The sequence below is a fragment of the Francisella sp. Scap27 genome (assembly GCF_013394105.1).
GTDB classification, from domain to species: domain Bacteria; phylum Pseudomonadota; class Gammaproteobacteria; order Francisellales; family Francisellaceae; genus Francisella; species Francisella adeliensis.
The window spans coordinates 1191119-1215191 of record NZ_CP041326.1 but is presented as its reverse complement, the minus strand read 5'-3'; the positions used below and the strand labels follow the sequence as shown (position 1 = coordinate 1215191).

Genomic DNA, 24073 nt, shown 5'->3' with positions numbered 1-24073 from the left:
TAAAAGTGTATATGAGCTAATAATGTTTACCTAAGTGCGCAGATTTTTGCGATTAGTTAAAAGTTATTTACTTAAAAGGGTGTGCAAATGTCTTTGCATGTAGTTTACACATAGCATTTGAGTGGATAATATATAGTACGACTATGTGATTAATATCTACATTATATTTAAAAAAGCTATATTAATTTTACTTTCATGAATAGGGGTATAATGTATAAAATAATAGATTTTTACACTAAAGAAGAAGTCTTTACGGATAGTTTTGTTTTTGCTGGGGAAGATCGTCCTTGGGAAATTCAAATGAATATGGAAATGGTTCGAAACAAAATCAATAAGGATTACTTTACTCAAGCATCACCTTGTTTGTCTAAATACCTTCCTTTTATGCCAATCAAAAACCCTTCAGATTTCGTGTCTTTGAGAGAAACGGCGACTCCTCTTATTAAAAGTAAGACTTTAAGCAAAGAACTCGGTATTGATCTTTATTTCAAGGTTGAAGGCAAAAATCCAACAGGATCGTTTAAAGATAGAGGTTCTGCGATTGATATAACTATAGCTAGAGAGTTAGGGGCTAAAGGTATCGTCTTAGCCTCAACAGGTAATATGGCAGCTTCTTGTGCTTGTTATGCAGCTGCAGCTAAAATGCCTTGTTTTATAATCGTCCCTGAAGGTGTCTCGATGTCAAAACTAGCTCAAGTTATGTCATATGGAGGTAAGATAGTTCAAGTAAAAGGCACTTATAATGATGCTGCTCAATTAGCTTTTGATATAGCTAAATCTAAAAATTTCTTCCTTGCAGGTGACTATGCTTTTAGAGTTGAGGGTCAAAAAACAGCAGCTTTTGAAGTAATTGATCAACTATTGTTCCAAACACCTGATGAAGTTATAGTTCCGATAGGATGTGGTACAAATATGACAGCTTACTATAAAGGTTTTAGTGAGTATAAAGATTTAGGTTTTATTGATACTATACCTAAATTGACTGGAGTACAATCAACAGGAGCTGATACTTTAGCAAGAGCATATCAGAAAAATCAAAATAGAATAGAAGGGCTAAAATCTGCAAATACTATAGCTACAGCAATTGCTGTACCTTATCCTATAGATGGAGATAAGGCTATTGAAGCGATCTATAATACTGGTGGTGAAGCGAGTGCAATCAGTGATATTAAAATGCTTGAAGCACAATATATGCTATCTACAAAAGAAGGACTTTTTGTTGAGTTAGCTTCAGCATCTACAGTGGCTCACTTACTAAAAAAACATAGCGAAGGTAAGCTTCAGAAAGGATCAAAAGTTGTATGTGTGCTTTCAGGAGAAGGTCTAAAGGATCCTAGTGTAGTTCTAAAGTCCGCGATTCAGCCACCTATTATTTATCCTACAGAGAATGATTTTGATAAATTATATGACAGTCGTTTCTTTGATAATAAAATGATGTTATTCATTGATCAAAACCAACTTGTTTTTGAAACCTATCCTACTATAGAAGAGGTTAGAAAAGCTTTAGAAACTATGTTTGGGGCAAACTACGATGAAACCTTTACTACTAAAGTGAAGAGTCTTATTGAGAAGTTTTTAGCTAAAGGTAAATCTATTTATGTAGCAGATATTCAAGATATTATCCAAGATGCTACAGAAATGACTGATGCTGTTAGCCAAGATATATTAGATGTCCAGTCTTTCAAGGTTAATGTTGAGCATAACCAGAAATCGAAGGCGGAAGTTACCGTTAATGTGAGAGATCAGTTGTATTTTGCGTCAAGTACTGGTGTAGGTCCTGTAGATGCTGTTTTAAAAGCATTATGTAAAGCTTGCCCTAGTGATATAGTCTATAGCTTAACCGACTATAAAGTGAAAATACGAGGTCAGGGTGCTGATGCTGTAGTTTATGTTGAAATGAGCCTTGAGAAAGGTGGCGTGAAAAGTATTGGTAAATCAGTATCCCCAGATATTATACAAGCATCGGTAGAGGCCTTTATAGATGCATACAATATCGCTTATGTATAAAGCTAAATTATAAGAGGAAATATGGAAGATAAAAGTTTAAATAAATACAGTAAAAGACTTACTAAAGAAAAATCTCAAGGTGCTTCTCAGGCAATGCTTTATGGTACAGGGATGACTGAACGAGATATGGATAAACCTCAAGTAGGTATCGCAAGTGTTTGGTATGAAGGAAACACATGTAACATGCACTTAAATCAAATTGCTCAATTTGTGAAAAATAGCGTTGAGAAAGCGGATTTAAAAGGCATGAGATTTAATACTATCGGTGTTAGTGATGGTATTTCAATGGGTACTTCAGGCATGAGTTATTCGCTTCAATCTAGAGATCTAATAGCAGATTCAATTGAAACAGTGATGTCTGCCCATTGGTATGATGGTTTAGTTTCAATACCTGGTTGTGATAAAAATATGCCTGGTTGTATGATGGCTTTAGGGCGATTAAATAGACCTGGATTTGTTATATATGGCGGTACAATTCAAGCTGGAATAATGCGTGGTAAACCAATAGATATCGTTACTGCTTTCCAAAGCTATGGAGCATGCTTATCTGGTAGTATCACAGAAGAAGAGCGTCAAGAAACTATTAAAAAAGCATGTCCAGGAGCAGGAGCTTGTGGTGGTATGTATACTGCAAACACTATGGCGTGTGCTATTGAAGCGTTAGGAATGAGTTTGCCATATAGCTCTTCTACTCCAGCTACATCAAAAGAAAAAGTTCAAGAATGTGATAAGGCTGGCGAGGTTATTAAGAACCTGCTTGAATTAGATCTTAAGCCTAAAGATATCATGACACGCAAAGCGTTTGAAAATGCTATGGTTTTGATAACTGTAATGGGCGGATCAACTAATGCTGTACTACACCTTTTAGCTATAGCAAGTTCTCTAGATGTTGACTTAAAGATAGATGACTTCCAAGAGATTGCTAATAAAACTCCAGTTCTAGCTGACTTCAAACCAAGTGGTAAGTTTGTTATGGCAGATTTACACGCTATAGGCGGTACTCCTGCGGTTATGAAAATGCTTCTTGAAGAGGGTATGCTGCATGGTGAATGCCTAACAGTAACAGGGAAAACACTTGCTGAAAATTTAGCTGAGTTACCAGGATTACCGGAAAATAATGAAATTATACAAAGCTTTGATAATCCAATTAAAAAAACAGGTCATTTACAGATTCTTAAAGGCAATGTAGCACCGGAAGGTTCTGTAGCTAAGATCACTGGTAAAGAAGGTGAAATATTTAAAGGCAAAGCAAATGTTTTTGATTCTGAAGAAGAGATGATAGCTGCGACTGAAGCTGGAAAAATAGCTAAGGGTGATGTTATTGTTATTCGCTATGAAGGTCCTAAAGGTGGGCCTGGAATGCCAGAAATGCTTAAACCGACCTCTCTAATAATGGGAGCAGGGCTTGGTCAAGATGTAGCTTTAATTACTGATGGTAGATTCTCTGGTGGTTCACATGGTTTTATCGTAGGTCATATAGCTCCGGAAGCACAAGTTGGTGGAATGATCGCTTTGCTGCAAAATGGTGATGACATAACTATTGATGCTATTAAAAACATTATAAGTGTTGATTTGAGTGAAGAAGAAATCTTTAAAAGAAAATCTAAATGGGTTGCTCCAGCGCAAAAAGCTACTCGAGGCACACTAAAAAAATATATTAAAACAGTTTCTTCAGCATCAACAGGTTGCGTTACAGATTTAGATTAAAGTGAAAAGGTACTAAAAAGTGATAGATAAAATTTGGAAAAATGGAAAGATAGTTTCATATGAAGATGCTAAAGTAGGTATCAATACACATTCTTTGCATTATGGCTCTTCTGTGTTTGAAGGTATTAGAGCTTATAGTACTCCTAACGGAGTTGGAGTACTTAAATTAAAAGAACATATGCAAAGATTTATGTATTCAATGAATGCTTTAGGCATGCCGGTAAAGTTTTCTCTCGAAGAGTTGTGCCAAGCTGTTTTAGATATAGTGAAAATAAGTGGTAATCAAGCTTGTTATATAAGACCACTAGCTTATTATGCTGAGGGTCCGGTATCTGTTTTACCAAAAGAAGATCATCCGGTTGATATTGCTATTTATTGTTTGCCTATGGGCAAATATATGGACGCTGATTCTGTAGATATTAAAGTAAGTAAGTATATTCGTATTCACCCAAGATCAACAGTTTGTGATGCTAAGATTGGCGGTCATTATGTGAATAGTATTTTAGCTTCACGAGAGACTATAGATACGCACTATCATGAATCATTATTACTTGATGTAGATGGCAATGTAGCTGAAGGTGCTGCTATGAATGTCTTTTTCGTAAAAAATAAAGAAATTACTACACCCCCTTTAGGCACTATACTAAATGGTATAACTAGAAAACTTATAATAACCATAGCTAAAGATTTGGGCTATAAAGTAAATGAGAGTCTTTTCAAGGTTGAAGAGTTAATCAATGCTGATGAAGTTTTCTTTTGTGGGACTGCTGCAGAAGTAACTCCTGTGGCTACAATTGATGATAACAGTATTAAAGCACAGAATAATCTTGGAATAACGCAAGAGATAAGAGAAGTGTTCGAAAAAATAAAGCAAGGTGAAGCTTATAAAGATGCTTTAACGTATACATAGTATTTGATCGCATATAAAAGCTTAAACTCTTTTGAGATAGATGCGGTAATTTGTACTAGAGATAGGTATAACTATTATCGAAATTACTCTCAATAATCGCTTCAATTAGTTCTTTAAAAAAGTTTCATAAATCTGCTTTAAAAAATATAAGTTCAAGTTTTACTTTGATACACTCACTTATTATGATTTAATATAAGATTCGAGAAGTAAAGTGATTTAGTAGGGGGGACATACTATAAGCATGAAAATAACAGGCTCTCAAGCTATTGTAAAAGCTCTTAAAACTGAAGGTGTTGATTGCATTTTTGGTTATCCAGGTGGTGCTATTATGCCCACATACGACGCCTTACATGAAGAGCGTCACAATCTTCATCATATTCTGGTTAGACATGAACAAGCAGCCATCCATGGAGCTGTTGGCTATGCACGAGCTACACAAAAAGTTGGTGTTGCAATAGCAACTTCTGGCCCTGGGGCGACAAACCTTCTAACAGGGATTGCGGATGCACAAATTGATTCTATCCCAGTTGTATGTATAACAGGGCAAGTATTTTCATCTCTTTTAGGGACAGATGCTTTTCAAGAGGCTGATATAATTGGTATGTCAGTTGCTGCGACTAAATGGAATTATCAAATAACAGATCCAAATGAAATACCTGAGGTTTTTAAAAAGGCTTTTGAAATAGCTAAAAGTGGAAGACCGGGTCCAGTTTTAATTGATATTACTAAAGATGCTCAAACAGCTCTTATGGAGTATAAGCAAGCTCAAGGAAATATTAATGGTAAGTGGCTACACAAACCTATGATTGATATGGATGAGATTCTTAGAGCTTCAGAGCTTATAAATAACGCAAAAAGACCAATTGTTCTTGCCGGGCATGGAGTTATGCTTTCTGGCGCTGAAGATTCATTACTGAAACTTGCTGAAAAAGCTAATCTTCCAGTTGTGTGTACTTTACTAGGCTTATCTTCTTTTCCTTATAAGCATGACTTATATAAAGGTATGTTGGGAATGCACGGAAATTATGCTGCTAATGTACTATGTAATGAAGCAGACGTAGTTTTAGCTGTTGGTATGAGATTTGATGACAGAGTTACTGGTAAGCTTGATGAGTACCTTAATAATGCTAAAATCATTCATATTGAAATAGATCCTTCTGAAATTGATAAAAATGTTAAGGCTGATGTGGGTATAAACTCTGATGCAAAAGAAGCAATAGATGCATTAATTCCATATATAGCTGAGCAAAATCACGAAACATGGCACAAAGAGTTTGCTGATGAACATAGCAAGGAAGTTGCAGCTGTAATTGATGATGAAACAAATCCTATATCTGGTGATATTAAGATGGCTGAAGTTATAAGTTTAGTTTCTGAAAAAACTAACGGCGAAGCTACTATTGTATCGGATGTTGGTCAACACCAAATGATAGCCGCACGCTATTATAAGTTTATGTCAAAGAATGCACATATTAGCTCAGGTGGACTTGGTACGATGGGTTTTGCTTTGCCTGCAGCAATCGGAGCTAAAGTTGGAGTTGGAGATAAGAAAGAGGTCATTGCTGTAATTGGTGATGGTGGCTTTCAAATGAATTTACAAGAGTTAGCTGTTTTAAGACAAGAAAATTTGAATCTAAAGATTATTATACTAAATAATAGTTTCTTAGGTATGGTGCGTCAATGGCAACAACTTTTCTTCGAAAGTAGGTATTCTCACACAGAAATTTCATCGCCTGATTTTATAAAACTTGCCGAAGCTTATGATATTAATGCCCAGCAAGTTAGTAAAAGAGAAAATTTAGGCAAGGCAATTGATGAACTTCTTGCTGCAAAAAACTCATATTTACTTGAGGTAAAAGTTGAGCAGCAAGAGAATGTATTTCCGATGGTGCCGGCGGGTGAATCAATCAGTAATACTAAACTTGGAATAGAGGAGTAAAACTATGCAAGAAAATATATATTTCATAACTATTAATACCGAGAATACACTATGTGTTCTACAAAGAATTGCATCAGTTTTATCTCGTAATCGTATTAATATAGAACAATTAACGGTTTTTGAGACTGCTAATAAGGGTATTTCACACTTTAATCTTGTTGTGCATGGAACACAAGATAAAATTGATAAGATTGTTAAAAAACTAGCAAATGTGATAGAAGTTATTGATATTAATATCACTAGCACTATACCAATGACAGGTACTGTAAACAGTAAAACTGCTCATGCGGTAAAAACTAGCTTAAAAAAAGCGGCATAAACGCGAGACAAGTAGAAGCCGAGTCGGAAAAATGAAACCTGGCAAGCAAATAAAGTCGCATGATCTCTTCGTTCATGTAGGCTTAATAGCTAATCTTAACCATATTAATTGAACAATTAAGTTCAAGATTTTCTAAAAAAAATCCCCCTAAAATTAAAAAATAACTATATTTATTTATCACTTTATACTATAAATAGTATAAACAGTATTTGATAAATGAGTTCTTATGAAAAAATTTTTAGTTTTACTAGCAAGCTCAGCTGAGTGGTATGAGTTCACAGTTTACTCGTTTTGTGCGGTATATATTGGAGCTACATTTTTTCCCGAGTTGAGTAGCCCTTTTGCTAGCTTTTTAGCAGCGTTTGGTGCATTTGCAGCAGGATTTTTAGCACGTCCAATTGGTGGGATAATCTTTGGCTATATAGGTGATAAAAAAAGTAGAACAACTGCTCTAGCTTTAGCCGCATTCTTTATGGGGGTTCCTACCGTAGGTATGGCACTTTTACCATCTTATGCAACAATTGGTATATTTGCACCACTGATTTTAGTTGCCTTTAGAATACTGCAAGGTATCGCTATAGGTGGTCAGTATAGTGGTTCAGTTGTGATACTTGTTGAAGGTGAAAATACAATGTTTGGTAAAGCTAGGGCTGGCGTAAGTGTTGTTACCAGTGCATTTGGTGGTATATTGCTTGCGATCGTTAGTTTTCAGCTTATAAGGTATTTTATTCCTGATGAATCAATGGCTAATGGCGGATGGAGAATACTTTTTGCAATAGCTATCATTCTTGTAATATTGTCTTTCTTTATCAAGCATGGTAAAGATGAAGAAGAAAAGCCAGCGACAAGTGATATAAAGCTTAGATCTATGGTTTTGAAAAACTATAAAAGTATTGTTTATATGCTACTGCTATGTTTTCCTGGAGCAGTTGTTGCATATTTCCAAATTACGATTTTGCCAAACATCATTAAACAAGTTCTAGGGCAGACACATGTAAATGTCGCAATCCTAACAACTATAAGCATAATCGTTTTCATTATAACTTGTAATGTTGCTGCGAGATTAACAAAGTATTTCAGCATTAAAGGTATAACAGCTTTTGGTTTAGTATTAATGCTCGTACTATCTCTACCAATGTATCAATTATATAAAATGAATAGTGAATTGCTAATTTTGTTCTTCGTAGTTATGGGAGCTATTTTTGGTATATTCTATGGTAATATCATGGTTCTTTTCACAGAATGCTTACCAAAAGAGATTCGCTATACAGCATTTGCTTTAGCTTATAATATTGGTTTCGGAATATTTGGTGGATTATTGCCGTTTGTGTGTTTCTATCTGGCAAATGAGTTTTCTGACTATTTTGCAGTAGGTGTAATATCTGTAAGTGCTTTAGTTGGATTATTCGCCTTATACTTCCTTGACCCCCAAAAAAATAAAACTTTATAATCTAGCATATACAGGTTATTATTTCTTTAAGTTTTTATAAGTGAGAGCTATAAAATGAAGACTTACTTTTTAAGTGAACGATGCTTTATTTACACTATTAGTGATAAGCTTGATTTTGAGGACAATTCCAAGATAATTAAAATATACAGACAATTTCTAGCTGATAAGAGTTTTTGTCGTCAATATAATATCTTAGATATTGTACCAACATATAATAGTATTGCATTTCATACAGACTTCTTAGACCTATCTATATTTGAAAAAGCTATAATTAATAAAATTTCACAAGTTGATTATAGTGCTGGAAGTGTATCTACAACACATGATATCTTGGTGGATTATAACGGTGAAGACTTGGAGTCAGTAGCACAGACTTTAAATCTGAGTGTAAATGAGGTTATTACACGCCATACAAAACCAGTATATACCATAGCAATGCTTGGGTTTAAACCATATTTACCGTACCTTCTTGGACTGGATGAAAGTATTGGTGTACAACGCTTAGCAACACCTCGTAACAGAATAGCAAAAGGTTCTGTAGGAATTGGTGGTTTACAGACTACAATTTTCCCAGAACAAACCCCTAGCGGTTGGAATATTTTAGGTAATACAGATTTTGATGACTTTACTAGCTTTAATGCTGGAGATAAAATTAGATTTAGGAGAAAGTGATGCTTTTAGTAAATTGTGATCTTGGTGAAAGAGGGGTTGCACATCCTATAGATGATCAGCTTATAAAATATATAGATATCGCTAATATAGCTTGTGGTGGTCATGCTGGTGATCAACAAAGTGTAGATTATTATGTGGAGTTATGTAAGTTAAATAGTGTCAAAGTTACAGCACATATATCATATCCTGATAAGGAAAATTTTGGTAGAAAGGTTATTAGCATAGATGATGATAAACTTTTAAAATCATTTGATGATCAGTTTGCTTTATTTACAGATATAAAAGCGATTAAACCACATGGAGCCTTAAATAATGAACTTAATAAAAATTCTAAATTATCAGAACTCTTTGTTACTTGGTGCGTGAAAAACAATGTAGAAGAACTCCTAGCTAGCCCCTTTGGTATTGTGGCTAAATATGCAAGGTCAAAAGGAATAAAAATAGTAAAGGAAAGTTTTGTTGAAAGAGGCTATATGCTTGATGAAAATTCTAATCCGGTATTAATTCCCCGAGGCATGCCTAATGATGAAATTGAGACTGTGTCAGAAGCTGTTGAACAATACAATCAGTTAAAAAATGGATATATAAATATAGGTGGGCAAAAAAAAGAATTTGACTCTGAAACCGTTTGCATACACTCAGATAGTGCGATTGCTTTAGAGTTAGCTCAAGCTTTAGATTCTTATAGAGGGTAATTATGTTAGAAAAATTGTTTTCAGTATCAGGTGGGTTACATTTTGATGTTGCTGAGCGAGATTTTGGAAAGCAAGATAAGGGAATATCTCCAAATGGAGCACAAGATCAGTTAAGTTTTAATATTGCTTTTGATATTTTTGATAGCCCTGAGAGTTTTCAAGCTATTGAAATGATTTACCCAACTAAAATAGTCGCTAATAAACCAATGCTTTTCATAATATGTGGAGCAGGGTATCAACAAATACTTATAGATGAGAATAAGCCTATATTAAAGGATAAAGTTTATAGCTTAAATGAAGGACAAACTATATCATTTGGTGGACAGAAAAGTGGTTTTAGAACAATTATATTTGCTGTGGAAAGTAATGCTAAAACAAGTAAATATATTGCTAAAAAAAGATCTTCATTGATCACAAGTTTTATAACTGACTTATATTCAGAGAGAAAAATTAGAGTTGTTAAAGGTCCAGAGTATTATGTCTTCAATGATGAGAGTCTTTTTGATCAAAGTTGGAAAATATCTCAAAACTCAAGTCAAATGGGTTTAGTACTGGAAGGAAGTAAGTTAGATGTCAAAAAGATTGAAATGATATCTCAGCCAGTAACTGATGGTACGGTACAGCTTTCTCCAAACGGACCTATAGTACTTATGAGACATCGCCAGACTGTTGGCGGTTATCCAAGGGTTTTAAATGTAGTAGAAACTGATATGAATAAGTTGGCCCAGCTTGCTATGGGTGAGAGTTTTAGATTTAAGCTCATTGATTTTAATGAAGCTATAGAAATAAATAATAAATACCGAAAATTATTTAGCTCAATAGATTTTTTGGAGCAGTAATGATATACCTTTTTCTGATGAAAACAATACTTTTTTATAGATGATTTTTTTTGTCAAATTTAGGTTGTTTTTAATTATTTTACTTGTTATAAACTCTAGTGAAAAAGAAAACTTAATTTGGAGATATCCTAAATGTTGCGAAAGTTAGTCAAGTCTTTGATTCCTAGTAATGAAAAAATATTTTTTGAACTGATGATTGAAGCTACAGAAAGTGTAGAAGATTCAGCAAGAATATTGGATCAGTTATTAAAAGAAACAGATACATTAACCTCAGCAGAGCTTATAGAAGAGCTAAGGCTAACTAGAGCTGTTACTGTAGAGGCAGCTAATAAAATGGATCATGAGTTAGCTAGATATTTTGTAACTCCTATAGATAGAGTAGAGCTACACAATATCATCACTCTTCTATTAAAACTTAATAAGAGAATAGTGAAAATTCACAGATATATACAGATTTTGCTAGAAGAAGAGCGTGGTGATGTAAATAAGTATTTATCAAACTGTGTTGAGACTCTTAGAAAAATGACTAAAGTTCTAGATGATATGATGAAAGCATTTTGTGCAGGTAAATATAAGGAACTTAAAACATTAAATATGAAGTTAACAGCTCTTGACGAGAATGTTTTAGAAGATCTAGGGCATGCTTTGAAGAAGTTTTCATACTTTGAAGATGGTGATGTGATGTTTATTATGAAAGTTAAGGATATTTATAAGGCTATAGAAAGTGCTATTTCAACTTGTACTTCAGTAGCTGAGTCAATAATAAGAATACATGTAAAAGAAGTTTAGTAAGGGTATTTACTTATTATGGTAACAACGGTTTTAATTGTAATAATCTGTGTAGCATTATTTTTCGAGTTCACAAATGGTTTTCATGATGCAGCAAATGTTGTTGCAACACCAATAGCGACAAAAGCTCTTACACCTTATCAAGCGATAGGTTTAGCAGCTTTTTTTAACTTTTTAGGAGCTTTTTTTGGCACAGCAGTTGCTGCAACCATTAGTAAAGGTCTTGTTGATACTCAGGTTGTAACGGATATTGTACTTATATCTGCTTTACTTGGGGCTATTAGTTGGAACTTCTTTACTTGGAGTTTTGGTATTCCCTCAAGTTCATCTCATGCGTTAATAGGCTCATTGGTAGGAGCTGTGATTATTGGGTCTAGTTATCAAGATGTAAACTATGTAACAGTCGTTGATAAAGTGCTTATACCAATGGTGAGTTCTCCTGTTATGGCATTTTTCTTAGCTTTGGTTATTTGTATTATTCTTATAAATATATTTATTAGAGTAAACAATATCCGGCCAACAAATAGATATATTAGAGAGTTTCAAATACTTTCAACAAGCCTACTATCTTTCTCGCACGGCTCAAATGATGCTCAAAAAACCATGTCGATAATTACTTTGGCTCTTTTAAGTGCTGGATTAGTACAGACTACAGATGTTCCGGATTGGGTTATACTATTGTGTGGTACAGCAATGGGCCTTGGTACATTGTCAGGTGGTAAAAAAATAATTAAAACTTTAAGCTCTAAACTATCAAAGTTAGAGCCAGTAAATGCAGTATCTGCTGAGCTAAGTTCGGGTATATTAGTGATGGGTGCTTCTCATATTGGCCTACCTGTAAGTACAACACAGGTTGCATCTGGGTCGATAATGGGGGCGGGTTTTGCTGATTCAGGTGTGAATTGGAAAGTAGTGCGTAAAATGGCAACAGCATGGTTTCTGACAATACCAGCGTGTATGGCTGTTACATCTGTTATCTATATAGCTCTATATTCAGCATTTGGGGCTTTTTAACGAAAATAGCTATAAAAAAGTTCACTTCTGGTTTTATCAAGATATAATAAACTTTTTTTATCCTAAAGATATTTATGAAAAGACTAATGATCTTAATTCACTGGCTTACAGCTATACTTATAGTCTGTGCTTTCATTTCTATTGAGTTTAGAAGCTCTTTTGGCAAGCATAATCTTTTTCATGATGTTATGAAATCATCACATTTATATATAGGTTTTATAGTATTGTTTTTAACTATCGTTAGGCTTTTTCTCCGTCAAATTTACGGAGGAATGAGTTATAGCCGACATAAAAAGAGTAAGATAAAAAAGCTCATCTCTCAATTAATACATCTATTTTTGTATGCTTGGCTTATTTTTATGCCGATATTAGGTTGGTGTATTATAAGTGCAAAAGGAACTTATATTATACCTTTTGGGTTACCAAGTATTTTAGATGTAATGCCTCATGCAAATGTAGTTGCTATTAAAGATGTACATAACACTTTAGCGTATTTTGGACTATGGGTTATTGCGATCCATGCTTTTGCTGCTCTATTTGATTATTATGTATTAAGAAGAGATATTATTGAAAAACGCTAGCTTTTCAAGAGGAATACGAAAACCTCATAGCTTATCTGACCCTTATTTCATAATTTACGATCATACCACATAGCAAATCTCTTATTAGATCACGGCTCTTTTATAGTTAGTTCTTTGTTACAATATCAGTTATAAGGTTAAAAGCTGGAGATGATATGCGCATAGAAACAGATAGTATGGGCAAAATAAATGTTCCTGATGATAAGTACTGGGGAGCTCAAACACAAAGATCGCTAAAATATTTTGATATTGGTTCTGACATAATGCCTTTAGAGGTAATAAAAGCTTTAGCTATAGTAAAAAAAGCATCAGCTTTAGCAAACAATGAATTAGGGTATTTGTCTAAATCAAAAAAAGATGTAATAGTTAAAGTAGCAGATGAAATAACTTCAGGTAAATTAGATGAACATTTCCCTTTACATGTTTGGATGACAGGTAGTGGCACACAAAGTAATATGAATGTTAATGAAGTTATATCTAACCGAGCAATAGAAATTTTAGGCGGAGAAAAGGGTAGTAAAACCCCGATTCATCCAAATGATGATGTTAATATGTCGCAATCATCTAACGATACTTTTCCTACCGCTATGTATGTCGCTACAGCATATGGTATCACACAAAAACTTCAGCCTGCACTTGAAAGTATGCATGAGGAGTTAGATAAAAAGGCACAACAATGGGATGATATCGTAAAAATCGGTAGAACACATATGCAAGATGCAGTGCCTTTAACTTTAGGACAAGAGTTTTCAGGTTATGCAGCACTATTAAATAAAAATATTACTAGGTTAAAGGACTCGCTTGAAGAAGTTTACCAATTAGCACTAGGTGGAACAGCTGTTGGTACTGGTATTAATGCACCTAAAAACTTTTGTGATAAGGTAGCGTCCCATATAGCAGAAATTACGGGCTTTTCTTTTGTTTCAGCTGCCAATAAGTTTGAAGTACAAGGCTCTCATGATGCTTTAGTTGCTGTTATGGCTAATCTAAAAATCTTAGCAAATTCATTATTCAAAATAGCAAACGATATTAGATTACTCAGCTGTGGGCCGCGTGCAGGTTTCCATGAATTATTGTTACCAGAAAATGAGCCGGGTTCATCTATTATGCCGGGCAAAGTAAACCCAACACAATGCGAAGCTTTAACCATGGTAGCAGTACAAGTCATCGGTTATGATGTGGCTGTTGCTATGGGAGGAGCTTCAGGTTATCTGGAAATGAATGTTTATAAGCCACTGATCATCTATAATATTATTAAATCTATAAATATTTTGTCAGATGGCTGTAACAGTTTTACAAAATTTCTACTAAAAGGAATGGAGCCTAACAAAGAAAAAATAGATTCTTTTTTGAGAAATTCTTTAATGTTAGTAACAGCTTTAAGTCCAGAAATAGGTTATGACAAGGCTTCCAAATTAGCCCATTATGCTGATAAAAATAATATATCTTTAGCTGAAGCTAATAGGGATTTAAATTATCTATCTAAAGATGAATTTGAAAGGGTGGTTGATCCGTATAAAATGGTAAAATAATATACGCCGAATTAAAAATAATACTTGGGATATATAATGAAATATACAAAGCTAGGGAAAACAAATATAGATATAAGCCGTATTTGTTTGGGTACAATGACCTGGGGACAACAAAACACCCAAAATGAGGCTTTTGAGCAGATGGATTATGCTTTAGCGGAAGGTGTGAACTTTTGGGATACAGCAGAGATGTATCCTGTGCCAAAAATAGCTGAAAAATATGGCAAGACAGAAGAAATAATCGGTAGCTGGATCGCTTCAAGAGCTAAAAGAGAAGATATTGTATTGGCAACAAAAATCTCTCCATTAACATGGGCCAGAGGTGAAGAGCAACCAAAGATAAATAAACAAACTATCTTAACAGCCGTAGATAATAGCTTAAAACGCCTTAACACAGATTATATAGATTTATATCAATTACATTGGCCGACCAATAGACCATACCATCATCATGCTAATGGTCGAGATTTTATCCCTGCTATTGGTAATCAGAAGAAAGAGCATATTTTAGCGAATATACATGAAACTTTAGAAACTTTTGATAGTTTAGTAAAAGCTGGAAAAATAAAGCACATCGGATTATCAAATGATTCTTCTTGGGGTATTAGTCAGTTTTGTCATTTAGCTGAAAAATATAATCTACCACGAATTCAAAGCGTCCAAAATGAATATAACCTAACAAGAAGAAGAGATGAGTTAAATGTTTTAGAGTCATGTGCTTTAGAAGAGTTATCGTATTTAGGTTGGTCTCCTCTTAGTCAAGGTGTTCTTTCAGGACAATATTTTGGTGGTAAGATCCCATCAAAATCAAGGTTGGCTGTAGCTATTAGAGATGGCATAGAGCATGAACTTTCATGGAGAATAACCCCAACTTGTAATCAAGCAATCGAAGAGTATCATGCTGTTGCAAAAAAATATAACTTAGATTTTTATCAGATGGCAATAGCTTTCACGCTTAGAAGAGAGTATTTAAGTTGTTCAATAATAGGAGCCTCATCTTTAAGTCAATTAAAAGGTAATATAGCAGCCATTGATTTAGAGTTATCTGAAGAAGTTTTAAGAGAGATAGAAAAAATATACAGCAAGTACCCGGATCCATTTTAAATATAAAGTTATATTATATAATCATATAAAGTTTATAGTGATAGTACATTTGTGTTATTATCCTTCTGAAACAGGGGTGCTTTAAAAAGCTGAGATGATTAAAATCGAACCCTTATAACCTGAACTAATTAGAGTTAGCGTAGGGAGTTTGATCAATTTCACATCTTTGCTGTTCTTGCTGCTCTCTCGTGCTTTTTCTTTTTACAGATAAAAACTAGGGATTAATATGCACCTTTTAGACTTTTGTACTATGATTATCAATTTACTTTGTACTTTTTTACTTGCTAGCTTTCTTACAATAGGTTGGCCAGTAGGTATTTTAGGTTTAATAATGAGCTCTGTGCTATTTGGTTTAGCTGGATTATATGCTGATATGTACCTACAAATAATACTCTTATGTTTCTTTTTTTATGGTTGGTTTGATTGGTCTCTAGAGAGATCAAATAAGAGTTTAAAACCTAAAGTTTTTAAATCATTACTGTTTTGGCCCTTGATTATCGTCACTATTATTTGTTTTTCATTTTTGGTGGCTCAAGCTTTAATTACATTTACAGATTCAACTACACCGTATCTTGATAGTTTTACAAGTGTTTCATCATTGGTTTGTGTTTTATTGGCAGCTAAAAAGTATATTGAGAATTGGTTTATTTGGATTGTAGTTGATTCGGTATATGTTTTTTTATATATATACAAAGATATACCTTTTGCGGCAATAACAACTTTCGTATATCTAATAATAGCTATTTATGGTTATAAGCATTGGAGAAAATGTTATGAGGAGCAAAAACTATGCTCTTAGATGCTCATGTACATACAGATAAGTATGATGAGAGCTTATATGCTAGTCTGGCAAAACAATGTCAAGCAAATGATATTATGCTTTTATCAGTGTCAATGTGTATTCCTTCGTATAAAAAGATACAAACTCTTGCTGAAAAATATAGTTTTGTTATACCTTCTTTTGGGATTCACCCATGGAAAGCAGATAAATATGTTAATGAGTTAGGTAGCTTAGATAAATATTTAAATGAGGCAAATTATATTGGTGAAATAGGGTTAGATAAAAGGTTTTTGAAATATGCAGCTCCCTATAAAGACCAACAAAAAATATTTGAATATATTGTTTCTCATAAGGCTGTTAAAGGTAAGTTTTTAAACCTACATACAAGTGGGGCAGAATCAGAGGTGTTAGATGTTTTAGAAAAATACAATCATAGAAAGTTTGTTGTGCATTGGTATGCTGGAAGCTTAGAACTTATGGAAAGGTACTTGGCTTTAGGTGGATATTTTTCTATAGGTGTGGAGATTATGTTCAGTAAACATATACAGGGAATAGCAAAAAAAGTACCTCTTGATAGAATTTTGGTGGAAACTGATAATCCATCATCATATTCGTGGCTTTTAGGAAAAGAATCTAATAATGATATGCCAGAACTGTTATTTAAAGTTATAAATAAAATTTGTCAAATAAGGGGAATCGCAACAAATGAATTATTTAGTCGTTTAGATAAGAATCAGAAAGATGTTCTGTTTTAGTCATGTATAAAAATTACACTTTTTTGTAGGTATCATGAAATAGGTATATAATTATTACTAGAGAGTGAATAGGGAAGTGAGGCTAATAGTACGAATGAAAAAAATATTACATATTAGATCAAGTATAAAACAAGAAAATTCAGTTTCAAGAAAAGTCGGGGATGATTTAATTAACCATTTTAAAATCACTGATAGTGTAAAAATTTCAGAGAGAGATCTTGTAGATGATTCTGTAAAACATATAAATCCAGACTTTATTAATGCCATGGCAACTAATAACCAAGATAAACTGGTTACTTCTAACATGCTAGTAGAAGAACTTTTTGATAATGATATTATTGTTATTGAGTCGCCAATGTATAATTTTAGTATTCCATCAACACTAAAATCTTGGATTGATAATATAATGATTGCAAGAAAAACTTTCTTATATACATCTAATGGACCTGAAGGTTTAGTAAAAAATAAAAAAGCGATCCTAGTTCTTAGTAAAGGAAATATCTATAGTGAAGGTCCAGCAAAACCTTTAGATTTTCAAGAAAACTATTTACGAACAGTTCTTAACTTTATTGGTGTAAATGACATAACCGTGATCTGCGCTGAAGGAGTTGATTTAAATGAGGAAGTACGAGAAAAATCTTTAAAGCAAGTTGAGCAGCAAATAAAAGATTTAATCCTTTAATAAATGTGGAGAATTGTATGAAAAAATATAAACTGTTGGGAATTTTAGCTAGTTTTATACCTGTAATATTATTAGCAAATGATAAAGATAATGCTGTACCAGAAATAATATCTAAGTCCAATGTTGTTAAGTGTGAGTATAACGAAAAAAATGTTAATACTGTGGTCGATTTTGAGAATGCAGTATTAAATGTAATATTTAACAAAGGTGATGTGGATGAAGTTTCTAAATATTTAGGAAAAACATACATACAGCATTATCCTTCGGCAGAAGATGGACCAGAGGGTCTAATTACTTATCTTAAAGGACTTGGTGATAAAAAAGTGTATACAAGGGTTGAGACTGGAAAAATATTCGCTTGTAATGACTATGTAATTTTAGAAAATATTTTTTACTCATCAAAAAATGATTTAGGAACAGCAGCAATTAATACATTTAGAGTAAAAGATGGAAAGATCATTGAACATTGGGAGCTTATGGAACCTGTTCCTAAAGAGGCTAAAAATAATAATGGGATATTTTAGAGTCTTTATCTAACTATATATTAAAATACATTCTTTATTTTAAAAGTGCTGTTCTAAATATCTAGTTGTGTTAGAGTGTTTATTAAAGTTATTCTTACACTTAGGAAGAGTATGGATAAATTAACATGCATGAGAACATTTGTTAGTGTTTTTAAGTCTAAGAGTTTTACAAGAGCAGCTGAGAACCAAGATATATCCATTGGTTTAGTGAGTAAAAGGATTAAGTATCTTGAGAGTATGCTAAATGTTGAATTATTTAATAGAACTACAAGAAGTATTTCACCTACAGCAAATGGTGCAGAGTATTTTGAGCATTGTTGTGAAGTATTAGATAAGCTAGATAATTTTGAGCATATTTTTAGTATGCAAAATAATTCGTTAACAGGGATTATTACTATTAGTGCTCCTTTAGCTTTTGGATTGATCTACTTACGTGCATTTGTACCATATTTTCATAATAAATATCCAGAAATCAATCTCCAAATAGATCTAAACGATAGCTTTATTGATTTTTCTAGAAATCAAAATGACATTATATTAAGAATTAGTGACGATTTACCAGATACTGGACTTATAGCTAAACAAATTTTTGAGATTAAAAGAGTTGCGGTAGCAAGTCCAAGCTTTTGTAAAGAAAATAAGCTAGCAAACCTTGAGGATTTGTCTAAGATAAACTGTCTATTATATAAAAATAATAAAAGTTATAATTCTTGGACTTTTTTGAAGTCAGATAAAAAGCTAAATGTGACTGTAGATGGAAATCTTCTTAGTAACAGTGGTGAAATTCTTAAAAGTTCTGCAATCAATAGCCAGGGAGTAATGTTGGGTCCAGAATTTATCGTAAAAAAAGAGCTTGATAGTCAGCTTTTAATAAAAGTATTGCCTGACTTTCAACTTGAGAGCAAATTCCTTTATGCTTTATATTCAGAAAGGTTGAAGAAATCTAATGCGATAAAAACCTTTATTGATGAGTTGAAAGAGTTTTGTAATAAGTTTAACTACTAGAGTTCTATAACATTCTCTCTAGGATGGGTTCTTTTTTTGCAATATGTTTAATTACACCTGTTATGTGTAAACATATACTAATTATTAAAACCCAGACTGTAAATATATGAATGTTATCAAAGATAGGAGCGATACTTTCCATTAAAGGTAGCGGTAAAGCTACATCAAATATCCAGAAAGGCACAGGCTTATGCAAGAAAGAACTTAGTAGCCATCCAGAAAATATCATGGTAAATATACTAGCATACAACATAAAATGCACTAATTTGGCTAAAAGCTTTTCATGTATAAGAATATCAAATTTGTATGGAGGTTTTTTCATACCTGTAAAAAACCATGTTACACGAACGGACATCACGATCAGAAGAGTTATACCCAGTGACTTGTGATACCATATTATATTATAATAAAACTGGTTTATAGGATTTCCTGTTTTACCTAGATACCAAATAAATCCTAAAGTTAGCATTGATAAGATTAAAAAAACTGTAATCCAATGTAGCATTCTTGAAAATGAATCATACTTCATAAAAGTCTCTCCGAGTGATTAGTAGGTTGACTATTAATTAAGCTATAAAACGAGTTTTTAATAAAGATTCTTTTATTAAAAAGTTTTTTTCTATAGAGGAAAGAGTTTTTTGTTAAAAGTATATAGTAAACACTTATTTGGAATGATAATCTTTTTGGTTTACTAATAATGGGTATAACACCGCTGATACAACAATAAATGTTATTATAAATAAATCATAAGACACAATATCTTCATATATAAACCCAAAAATTAACTCAGCGACTAAATATGCAAAAATAGCCCATGATGATGCAAAGGCTTTTAAGATATTTGAAATACTTCCTTTATTGTCCATATAAGCATATATCAAGAAAAACAACACATGAAGTATCAAAGCTACTGCTAAATTAAGCGCTCCTGCTATCATTAATAAATATGTCAATATCATATATACAATGAAAGCTACAACCCTAGGAAAAGGCACATAGTTTACAGGCAATGGATCATCTTTATTGCCTTTTATTTTTGCATAAGAAATAGGTAGAGCAATACAGGAAACTAAGATGAATGTAGTTGTCAAAGATGCTATCATCTGCCAGTTTCTAAAGAAGAATATTAGAACTATAGAGCATATAAATGTAAATATAAGTGAAGTTCTTGAAATATTAACCCCTTGTGTAACGCGGGCAAAATATTCAGGCATCTGTTTTGCTTTAGACATTTCATTAAGCATACGAGCACTACCACCTAGGTATACAATACCTGTACCTGATGGACTAATTAAAGCATCTGCATATAAAACTATAGCAAGAGCGTTTATGCCTAATATTCCTGCTAGTTGAGCTAAGGGAGAACTAAAATTCAAACCTTCCCAGCCATTTCCTAGCATTTTCTCAGGTACAGCACCTATAAAAGATATTTGCAGTAAGAGATATATGAATAAAACTATCAATACGCTACTAACTAAAGCAATTGGTATATTCTTTTTGGGATTTTCTAATTCGGCTGAAAAACTAGCAGCCATCTGAAACCCAAAGAAAGAATAAAAAATACCACAAGTAACAATAGCATTAAAAACACCACTTACACCTTTAGGCATAAAACTAACATTATCACCGCTAAAATTATTAGAATGAAATGCTGCAAACATTATTATTAAAGAGGTAACTATAGGAATTATGATTTTTAAAGAAGTTAATGAATTATTGATTTTTGATAATGACTTTATTCCCCAGTAGTTTATTAATGTATATAACAACATAAATAAAACAACGACAACCACTCCTAAAAAAGTAAGTTCTCCTGCGCTAAACACGTATGGAGTCATTGGCTTGTATATAGAAGAAATGTATTGTGTCGTGGCCATAGCTTCCGATGGTACGATAATAAGCCCTAACATCCAATTTGATAATCCTGTTACAAAACCAAAGTGTTGATTATGTGATAGAGTTATTAATTGTGTAAATAATCCATTTGTTTGATATTTAACAGCAAGCTCTGCCAGTAAAAACGCCATCACAAGAACTATAAATGCTCCTATAATCCATGAAAGTATCGATGCAGCTCCAGCTGCTTGGGAGGCATAGTATGATGCATATAGCCAACCACTACCTACCATAGTACCTACACTTAATGCTATAGCTGTGAATAAACTAGGTTTTTTTGTATTTCCCATATTTTCTCTAAATATTTATTTGTAGGTATATTATTCTCATCTATAAACAAATAATCAATAGTTATATGTTAATACATTTGTATGTATGAAGCTTTTGAGTTTCATCAATTATATTATTAAATATATTATTTTAAACACCAGTGCCAAGGCTCATATATCATTCCCTGAAGATTATCTCTTGGATAGCTCATATAAAAACCATAGTCATTAGCGTTTTTATGTAACCAAACAAAAGCTGAAGTTTGTTCAAAGGCCTCAGTAACTAAGCCATCCTCATCTGGAGTGGTAAAGTCTATAGCTAAGCCTGTATGATGCTCGCTATAACCAGGAATCGCTACTTTTTTCACAATTTGCTCCAGGGTTTTACCTGTATCAAGGTGACGGCTGATTAAAGCCTCTTGATATTCATAGGATCTATATATAGATAGCACTTCTAATATTACACCTTCAGACTGTGCATCAGCTATCATTTGCTTAAGAGGCTTAAAAGCATTTTTGTGAATGTATTGATCCCTACTAAGAACATCTTTGCCCCAATAAAATAAATCTTTATCAGAAGCTTGCTTAAACTGAGGTCGTTCATATAATTTTTTATCAAGAGAGTTGAAGTTTATCGATGGCATAATAAAAAGAGGTTGCTAGGTTATAGTGTTATTTTAACTTACTCTCTTAGACTAAAAATAATAAAAATAATAAAAATTAAGAAACATTGATAATTTACTCTAATTTTATATGTCTAATACTAAAAGATTTGGGGGGTATTTGTTTCGAATATAAAGTCAATAAAGCTTATGTTAGGATTAAGATTTTGGGCAAAAAGCCTAAACTTTAAAAAACCTTGAAAAAGATGTAAAAAGTAGTTGCGTTTTGTAAATGTGATGTGTATTATATGTCTTCACCGGTTGGGAGTGATGCAACGGGAAGCGAGGCAGCGATTAGGTTTGCGGTCATCGAGATATTTAATAGATATATTATATACAAACACTTTGTTAATGAATTTGAGTGAACAGTAGTTGGAGTCAGAAATAGATTAAACTGAAGAGTTTGATCCTGGCTCAGATTGAACGCTGGTGGTATGCTTAACACATGCAAGTCGAACGGTAACAGAAGGAGCTTGCTCCTTGCTGACGAGTGGCGGACGGGTGAGTAACGCGTAGGAATCTACCTATCTGTGGGGGATACCGTTTGGAAACGAACGTTAATACCGCATAATATCTTCGGATTAAAAGTGGCACTTGTGCTGCTGCGGATAGATGAGCCTGCGTTAGATTAGCTTGTTGGTGGGGTAAAGGCCTACCAAGGCTGCGATCTATAGCTGATTTGAGAGGATGATCAGCCACATTGGAACTGAGACACGGTCCAAACTCCTACGGGAGGCAGCAGTGGGGAATATTGGACAATGGGCGGAAGCCTGATCCAGCAATACCATGTGTGTGAAGAAGGCTCTAGGGTTGTAAAGCACTTTAGTCAGGGAGGAAGTTTATTTGGTTAATAGCTGAATGAATTGACGTTACCTGAAGAATAAGCACCGGCTAACTCCGTGCCAGCAGCCGCGGTAATACGGGGGGTGCAAGCGTTAATCGGAATTACTGGGCGTAAAGGGTCTGTAGGTGGTATAGTAAGTCAGATGTGAAAGCCCAGGGCTCAACCTTGGAACTGCATTTGATACTGCTAAACTAGAGTATAGTAGAGGAATGGGGAATTTCTGGTGTAGCGGTGAAATGCGTAGAGATCAGAAGGAACACCAATGGCGAAGGCAACATTCTGGACTAATACTGACACTGAGGGACGAAAGCGTGGGGATCAAACAGGATTAGATACCCTGGTAGTCCACGCTGTAAACGATGAGTACTAGCTGTTGGGTTCGGTGTAAAGGATCTAGTGGCGCAGCTAACGCGTTAAGTACTCCGCCTGGGGACTACGGCCGCAAGGCTAAAACTCAAAGGAATTGACGGGGACCCGCACAAGCGGTGGAGCATGTGGTTTAATTCGATGCAACGCGAAGAACCTTACCTGGTCTTGACATCCTGAGAACTTTCTAGAGATAGATTGGTGCCTTCGGGAACTCAGTGACAGGTGCTGCACGGCTGTCGTCAGCTCGTGTTGTGAAATGTTGGGTTAAGTCCCGCAACGAGCGCAACCCCTATTGATAGTTACCATCATTAAGTTGGGTACTCTATTGAGACTGCCGCTGACAAGGCGGAGGAAGGTGGGGACGACGTCAAGTCATCATGGCCCTTACGACCAGGGCTACACACGTGCTACAATGGATATTACAGAGGGCTGCGATACCGCGAGGTGGAGCGAAACTCAGAAAGGTATTCTTAGTCCGGATTGCAGTCTGCAACTCGACTGCATGAAGCAGGAATCGCTAGTAATCGCAGGTCAGAATACTGCGGTGAATACGTTCCCGGGTCTTGTACACACCGCCCGTCACACCATGGGAGTGGGTTGCTCCAGAAGTAGATAGCTTAACGAATGGGCGTTTACCACGGAGTGATTCATGACTGGGGTGAAGTCGTAACAAGGTAGCCGTAGGGGAACCTGCGGCTGGATCACCTCCTTAAAGGAAATACGAAAAA

The 24073-nt window shown here is 34.1% G+C and carries 22 protein-coding genes, 1 rRNA gene, 1 pseudogene and 1 riboswitch; of the genes and pseudogenes, 21 read left to right on the top strand and 3 right to left on the bottom strand.

Going from position 1 to position 24073, the window contains the following annotated elements:
- Positions 1 to 195: 195 nt before the first annotated feature.
- The 20 genes and pseudogenes from thrC to FLM55_RS05800 form a co-directional block, all read left to right on the top strand.
- Positions 196 to 1275 (top strand): annotated as a pseudogene (gene thrC / locus FLM55_RS09540) (threonine synthase); the annotation flags it as partial.
- Positions 1276 to 1431: 156 nt separating this feature from the next.
- Positions 1432 to 2007, top strand: coding sequence for an alpha-isopropylmalate synthase regulatory domain-containing protein (locus tag FLM55_RS09535; RefSeq protein ID WP_306293447.1), 576 nt, complete (start codon positions 1432 to 1434; stop codon positions 2005 to 2007).
- Positions 2008 to 2028: 21 nt separating this feature from the next.
- Positions 2029 to 3714, top strand: a complete 1686-nt coding sequence (ilvD, locus tag FLM55_RS05885) for a dihydroxy-acid dehydratase (RefSeq protein ID WP_178948442.1) — start codon at positions 2029 to 2031, stop codon at positions 3712 to 3714.
- A 19-nt stretch (positions 3715 to 3733) separates the two neighbouring features.
- Complete coding sequence (locus FLM55_RS05880; RefSeq protein WP_178948441.1) at positions 3734 to 4624, top strand: branched-chain amino acid transaminase; 891 nt, start codon at positions 3734 to 3736, stop codon at positions 4622 to 4624.
- 241 nt (positions 4625 to 4865) lie between these two features.
- A complete protein-coding gene (gene ilvB, locus FLM55_RS05875) occupies positions 4866 to 6563 on the top strand; it encodes a biosynthetic-type acetolactate synthase large subunit (protein ID WP_178948440.1) in 1698 nt (565 codons plus the stop codon).
- A gap of 4 nt (positions 6564 to 6567) precedes the next feature.
- Positions 6568 to 6882: an acetolactate synthase small subunit gene (locus FLM55_RS05870; RefSeq protein ID WP_178948439.1), complete on the top strand. Its 315-nt coding sequence runs from the start codon at positions 6568 to 6570 to the stop codon at positions 6880 to 6882.
- A gap of 226 nt (positions 6883 to 7108) precedes the next feature.
- Positions 7109 to 8332 (top strand): MFS transporter, encoded by a 1224-nt coding sequence (locus FLM55_RS05865; protein ID WP_178948438.1) that lies wholly within the window; start codon positions 7109 to 7111, stop codon positions 8330 to 8332.
- A gap of 54 nt (positions 8333 to 8386) precedes the next feature.
- Positions 8387 to 9004 (top strand): allophanate hydrolase subunit 1, encoded by a 618-nt coding sequence (locus FLM55_RS05860; RefSeq protein ID WP_178948437.1) that lies wholly within the window; start codon positions 8387 to 8389, stop codon positions 9002 to 9004.
- The gene (locus tag FLM55_RS05855; RefSeq protein WP_178948436.1) at positions 9004 to 9699 is read left to right on the top strand and encodes a 5-oxoprolinase subunit PxpA; all 696 of its coding nucleotides are present in this window, start codon (positions 9004 to 9006) and stop codon (positions 9697 to 9699) included. Before FLM55_RS05860 ends, FLM55_RS05855 begins: the two co-directional genes overlap by 1 nt.
- Before the next feature lie 2 nt (positions 9700 to 9701).
- On the top strand, positions 9702 to 10538 hold the full coding sequence (locus FLM55_RS05850; protein WP_178948435.1) for a hydrolase: 837 nt from the start codon (positions 9702 to 9704) through the stop codon (positions 10536 to 10538).
- A gap of 132 nt (positions 10539 to 10670) precedes the next feature.
- Positions 10671 to 11327, top strand: a complete 657-nt coding sequence (locus FLM55_RS05845; protein ID WP_112869104.1) for a PhoU family transcriptional regulator — start codon at positions 10671 to 10673, stop codon at positions 11325 to 11327.
- An 18-nt stretch (positions 11328 to 11345) separates the two neighbouring features.
- Positions 11346 to 12341, top strand: a complete 996-nt coding sequence (locus FLM55_RS05840; protein ID WP_178948434.1) for an inorganic phosphate transporter — start codon at positions 11346 to 11348, stop codon at positions 12339 to 12341.
- A 74-nt stretch (positions 12342 to 12415) separates the two neighbouring features.
- Positions 12416 to 12922: a cytochrome b gene (locus tag FLM55_RS05835; protein WP_256868852.1), complete on the top strand. Its 507-nt coding sequence runs from the start codon at positions 12416 to 12418 to the stop codon at positions 12920 to 12922.
- Between the two features lie 155 nt (positions 12923 to 13077).
- Positions 13078 to 14454, top strand: coding sequence for a class II fumarate hydratase (fumC, locus tag FLM55_RS05830; RefSeq protein WP_178948433.1), 1377 nt, complete (start codon positions 13078 to 13080; stop codon positions 14452 to 14454).
- 36 nt (positions 14455 to 14490) lie between these two features.
- Positions 14491 to 15558, top strand: a complete 1068-nt coding sequence (locus tag FLM55_RS05825; protein WP_178948432.1) for an aldo/keto reductase — start codon at positions 14491 to 14493, stop codon at positions 15556 to 15558.
- A 62-nt stretch (positions 15559 to 15620) separates the two neighbouring features.
- Positions 15621 to 15721, top strand: a riboswitch (TPP riboswitch).
- A 57-nt stretch (positions 15722 to 15778) separates the two neighbouring features.
- A complete protein-coding gene (gene pnuC, locus FLM55_RS05820; protein WP_373193974.1) occupies positions 15779 to 16357 on the top strand; it encodes a nicotinamide riboside transporter PnuC in 579 nt (192 codons plus the stop codon).
- Entirely contained in the window at positions 16348 to 17094 is a 747-nt protein-coding gene (locus FLM55_RS05815; protein ID WP_178948430.1) for a TatD family hydrolase, read from the top strand. The genes pnuC and FLM55_RS05815 overlap by 10 nt, the downstream gene beginning before the upstream one ends.
- A gap of 94 nt (positions 17095 to 17188) precedes the next feature.
- Positions 17189 to 17776, top strand: a complete 588-nt coding sequence (locus FLM55_RS05810) for an FMN-dependent NADH-azoreductase (protein ID WP_178948429.1) — start codon at positions 17189 to 17191, stop codon at positions 17774 to 17776.
- 17 nt (positions 17777 to 17793) lie between these two features.
- Positions 17794 to 18300, top strand: a complete 507-nt coding sequence (locus tag FLM55_RS05805) for a nuclear transport factor 2 family protein (protein ID WP_178948428.1) — start codon at positions 17794 to 17796, stop codon at positions 18298 to 18300.
- Positions 18301 to 18411: 111 nt separating this feature from the next.
- Positions 18412 to 19305, top strand: coding sequence for a LysR family transcriptional regulator (locus tag FLM55_RS05800; protein ID WP_178948427.1), 894 nt, complete (start codon positions 18412 to 18414; stop codon positions 19303 to 19305).
- A gap of 4 nt (positions 19306 to 19309) precedes the next feature.
- Here the strand turns inward: FLM55_RS05800 and FLM55_RS05795 are convergent, their stop codons facing one another.
- The 3 genes from FLM55_RS05795 to FLM55_RS05785 form a co-directional block, all read right to left on the bottom strand.
- Positions 19310 to 19834, bottom strand: coding sequence for a cytochrome b (locus FLM55_RS05795; RefSeq protein WP_178948426.1), 525 nt, complete (start codon positions 19832 to 19834; stop codon positions 19310 to 19312).
- Positions 19835 to 19967: 133 nt separating this feature from the next.
- A complete protein-coding gene (locus FLM55_RS05790; RefSeq protein ID WP_178948425.1) occupies positions 19968 to 21491 on the bottom strand; it encodes an APC family permease in 1524 nt (507 codons plus the stop codon).
- Positions 21492 to 21616: 125 nt separating this feature from the next.
- Positions 21617 to 22114 carry a D-alanyl-D-alanine carboxypeptidase family protein gene (locus FLM55_RS05785; RefSeq protein WP_178948424.1) on the bottom strand — a complete coding sequence of 166 codons (498 nt, stop codon included), beginning with the start codon at positions 22112 to 22114 and terminating at the stop codon, positions 21617 to 21619.
- Positions 22115 to 22523: 409 nt separating this feature from the next.
- Here FLM55_RS05785 and FLM55_RS05780 point away from each other — a divergent pair.
- Positions 22524 to 24057: ribosomal RNA gene (locus FLM55_RS05780) — 16S ribosomal RNA — on the top strand.
- Positions 24058 to 24073: the final 16 nt, after the last annotated feature.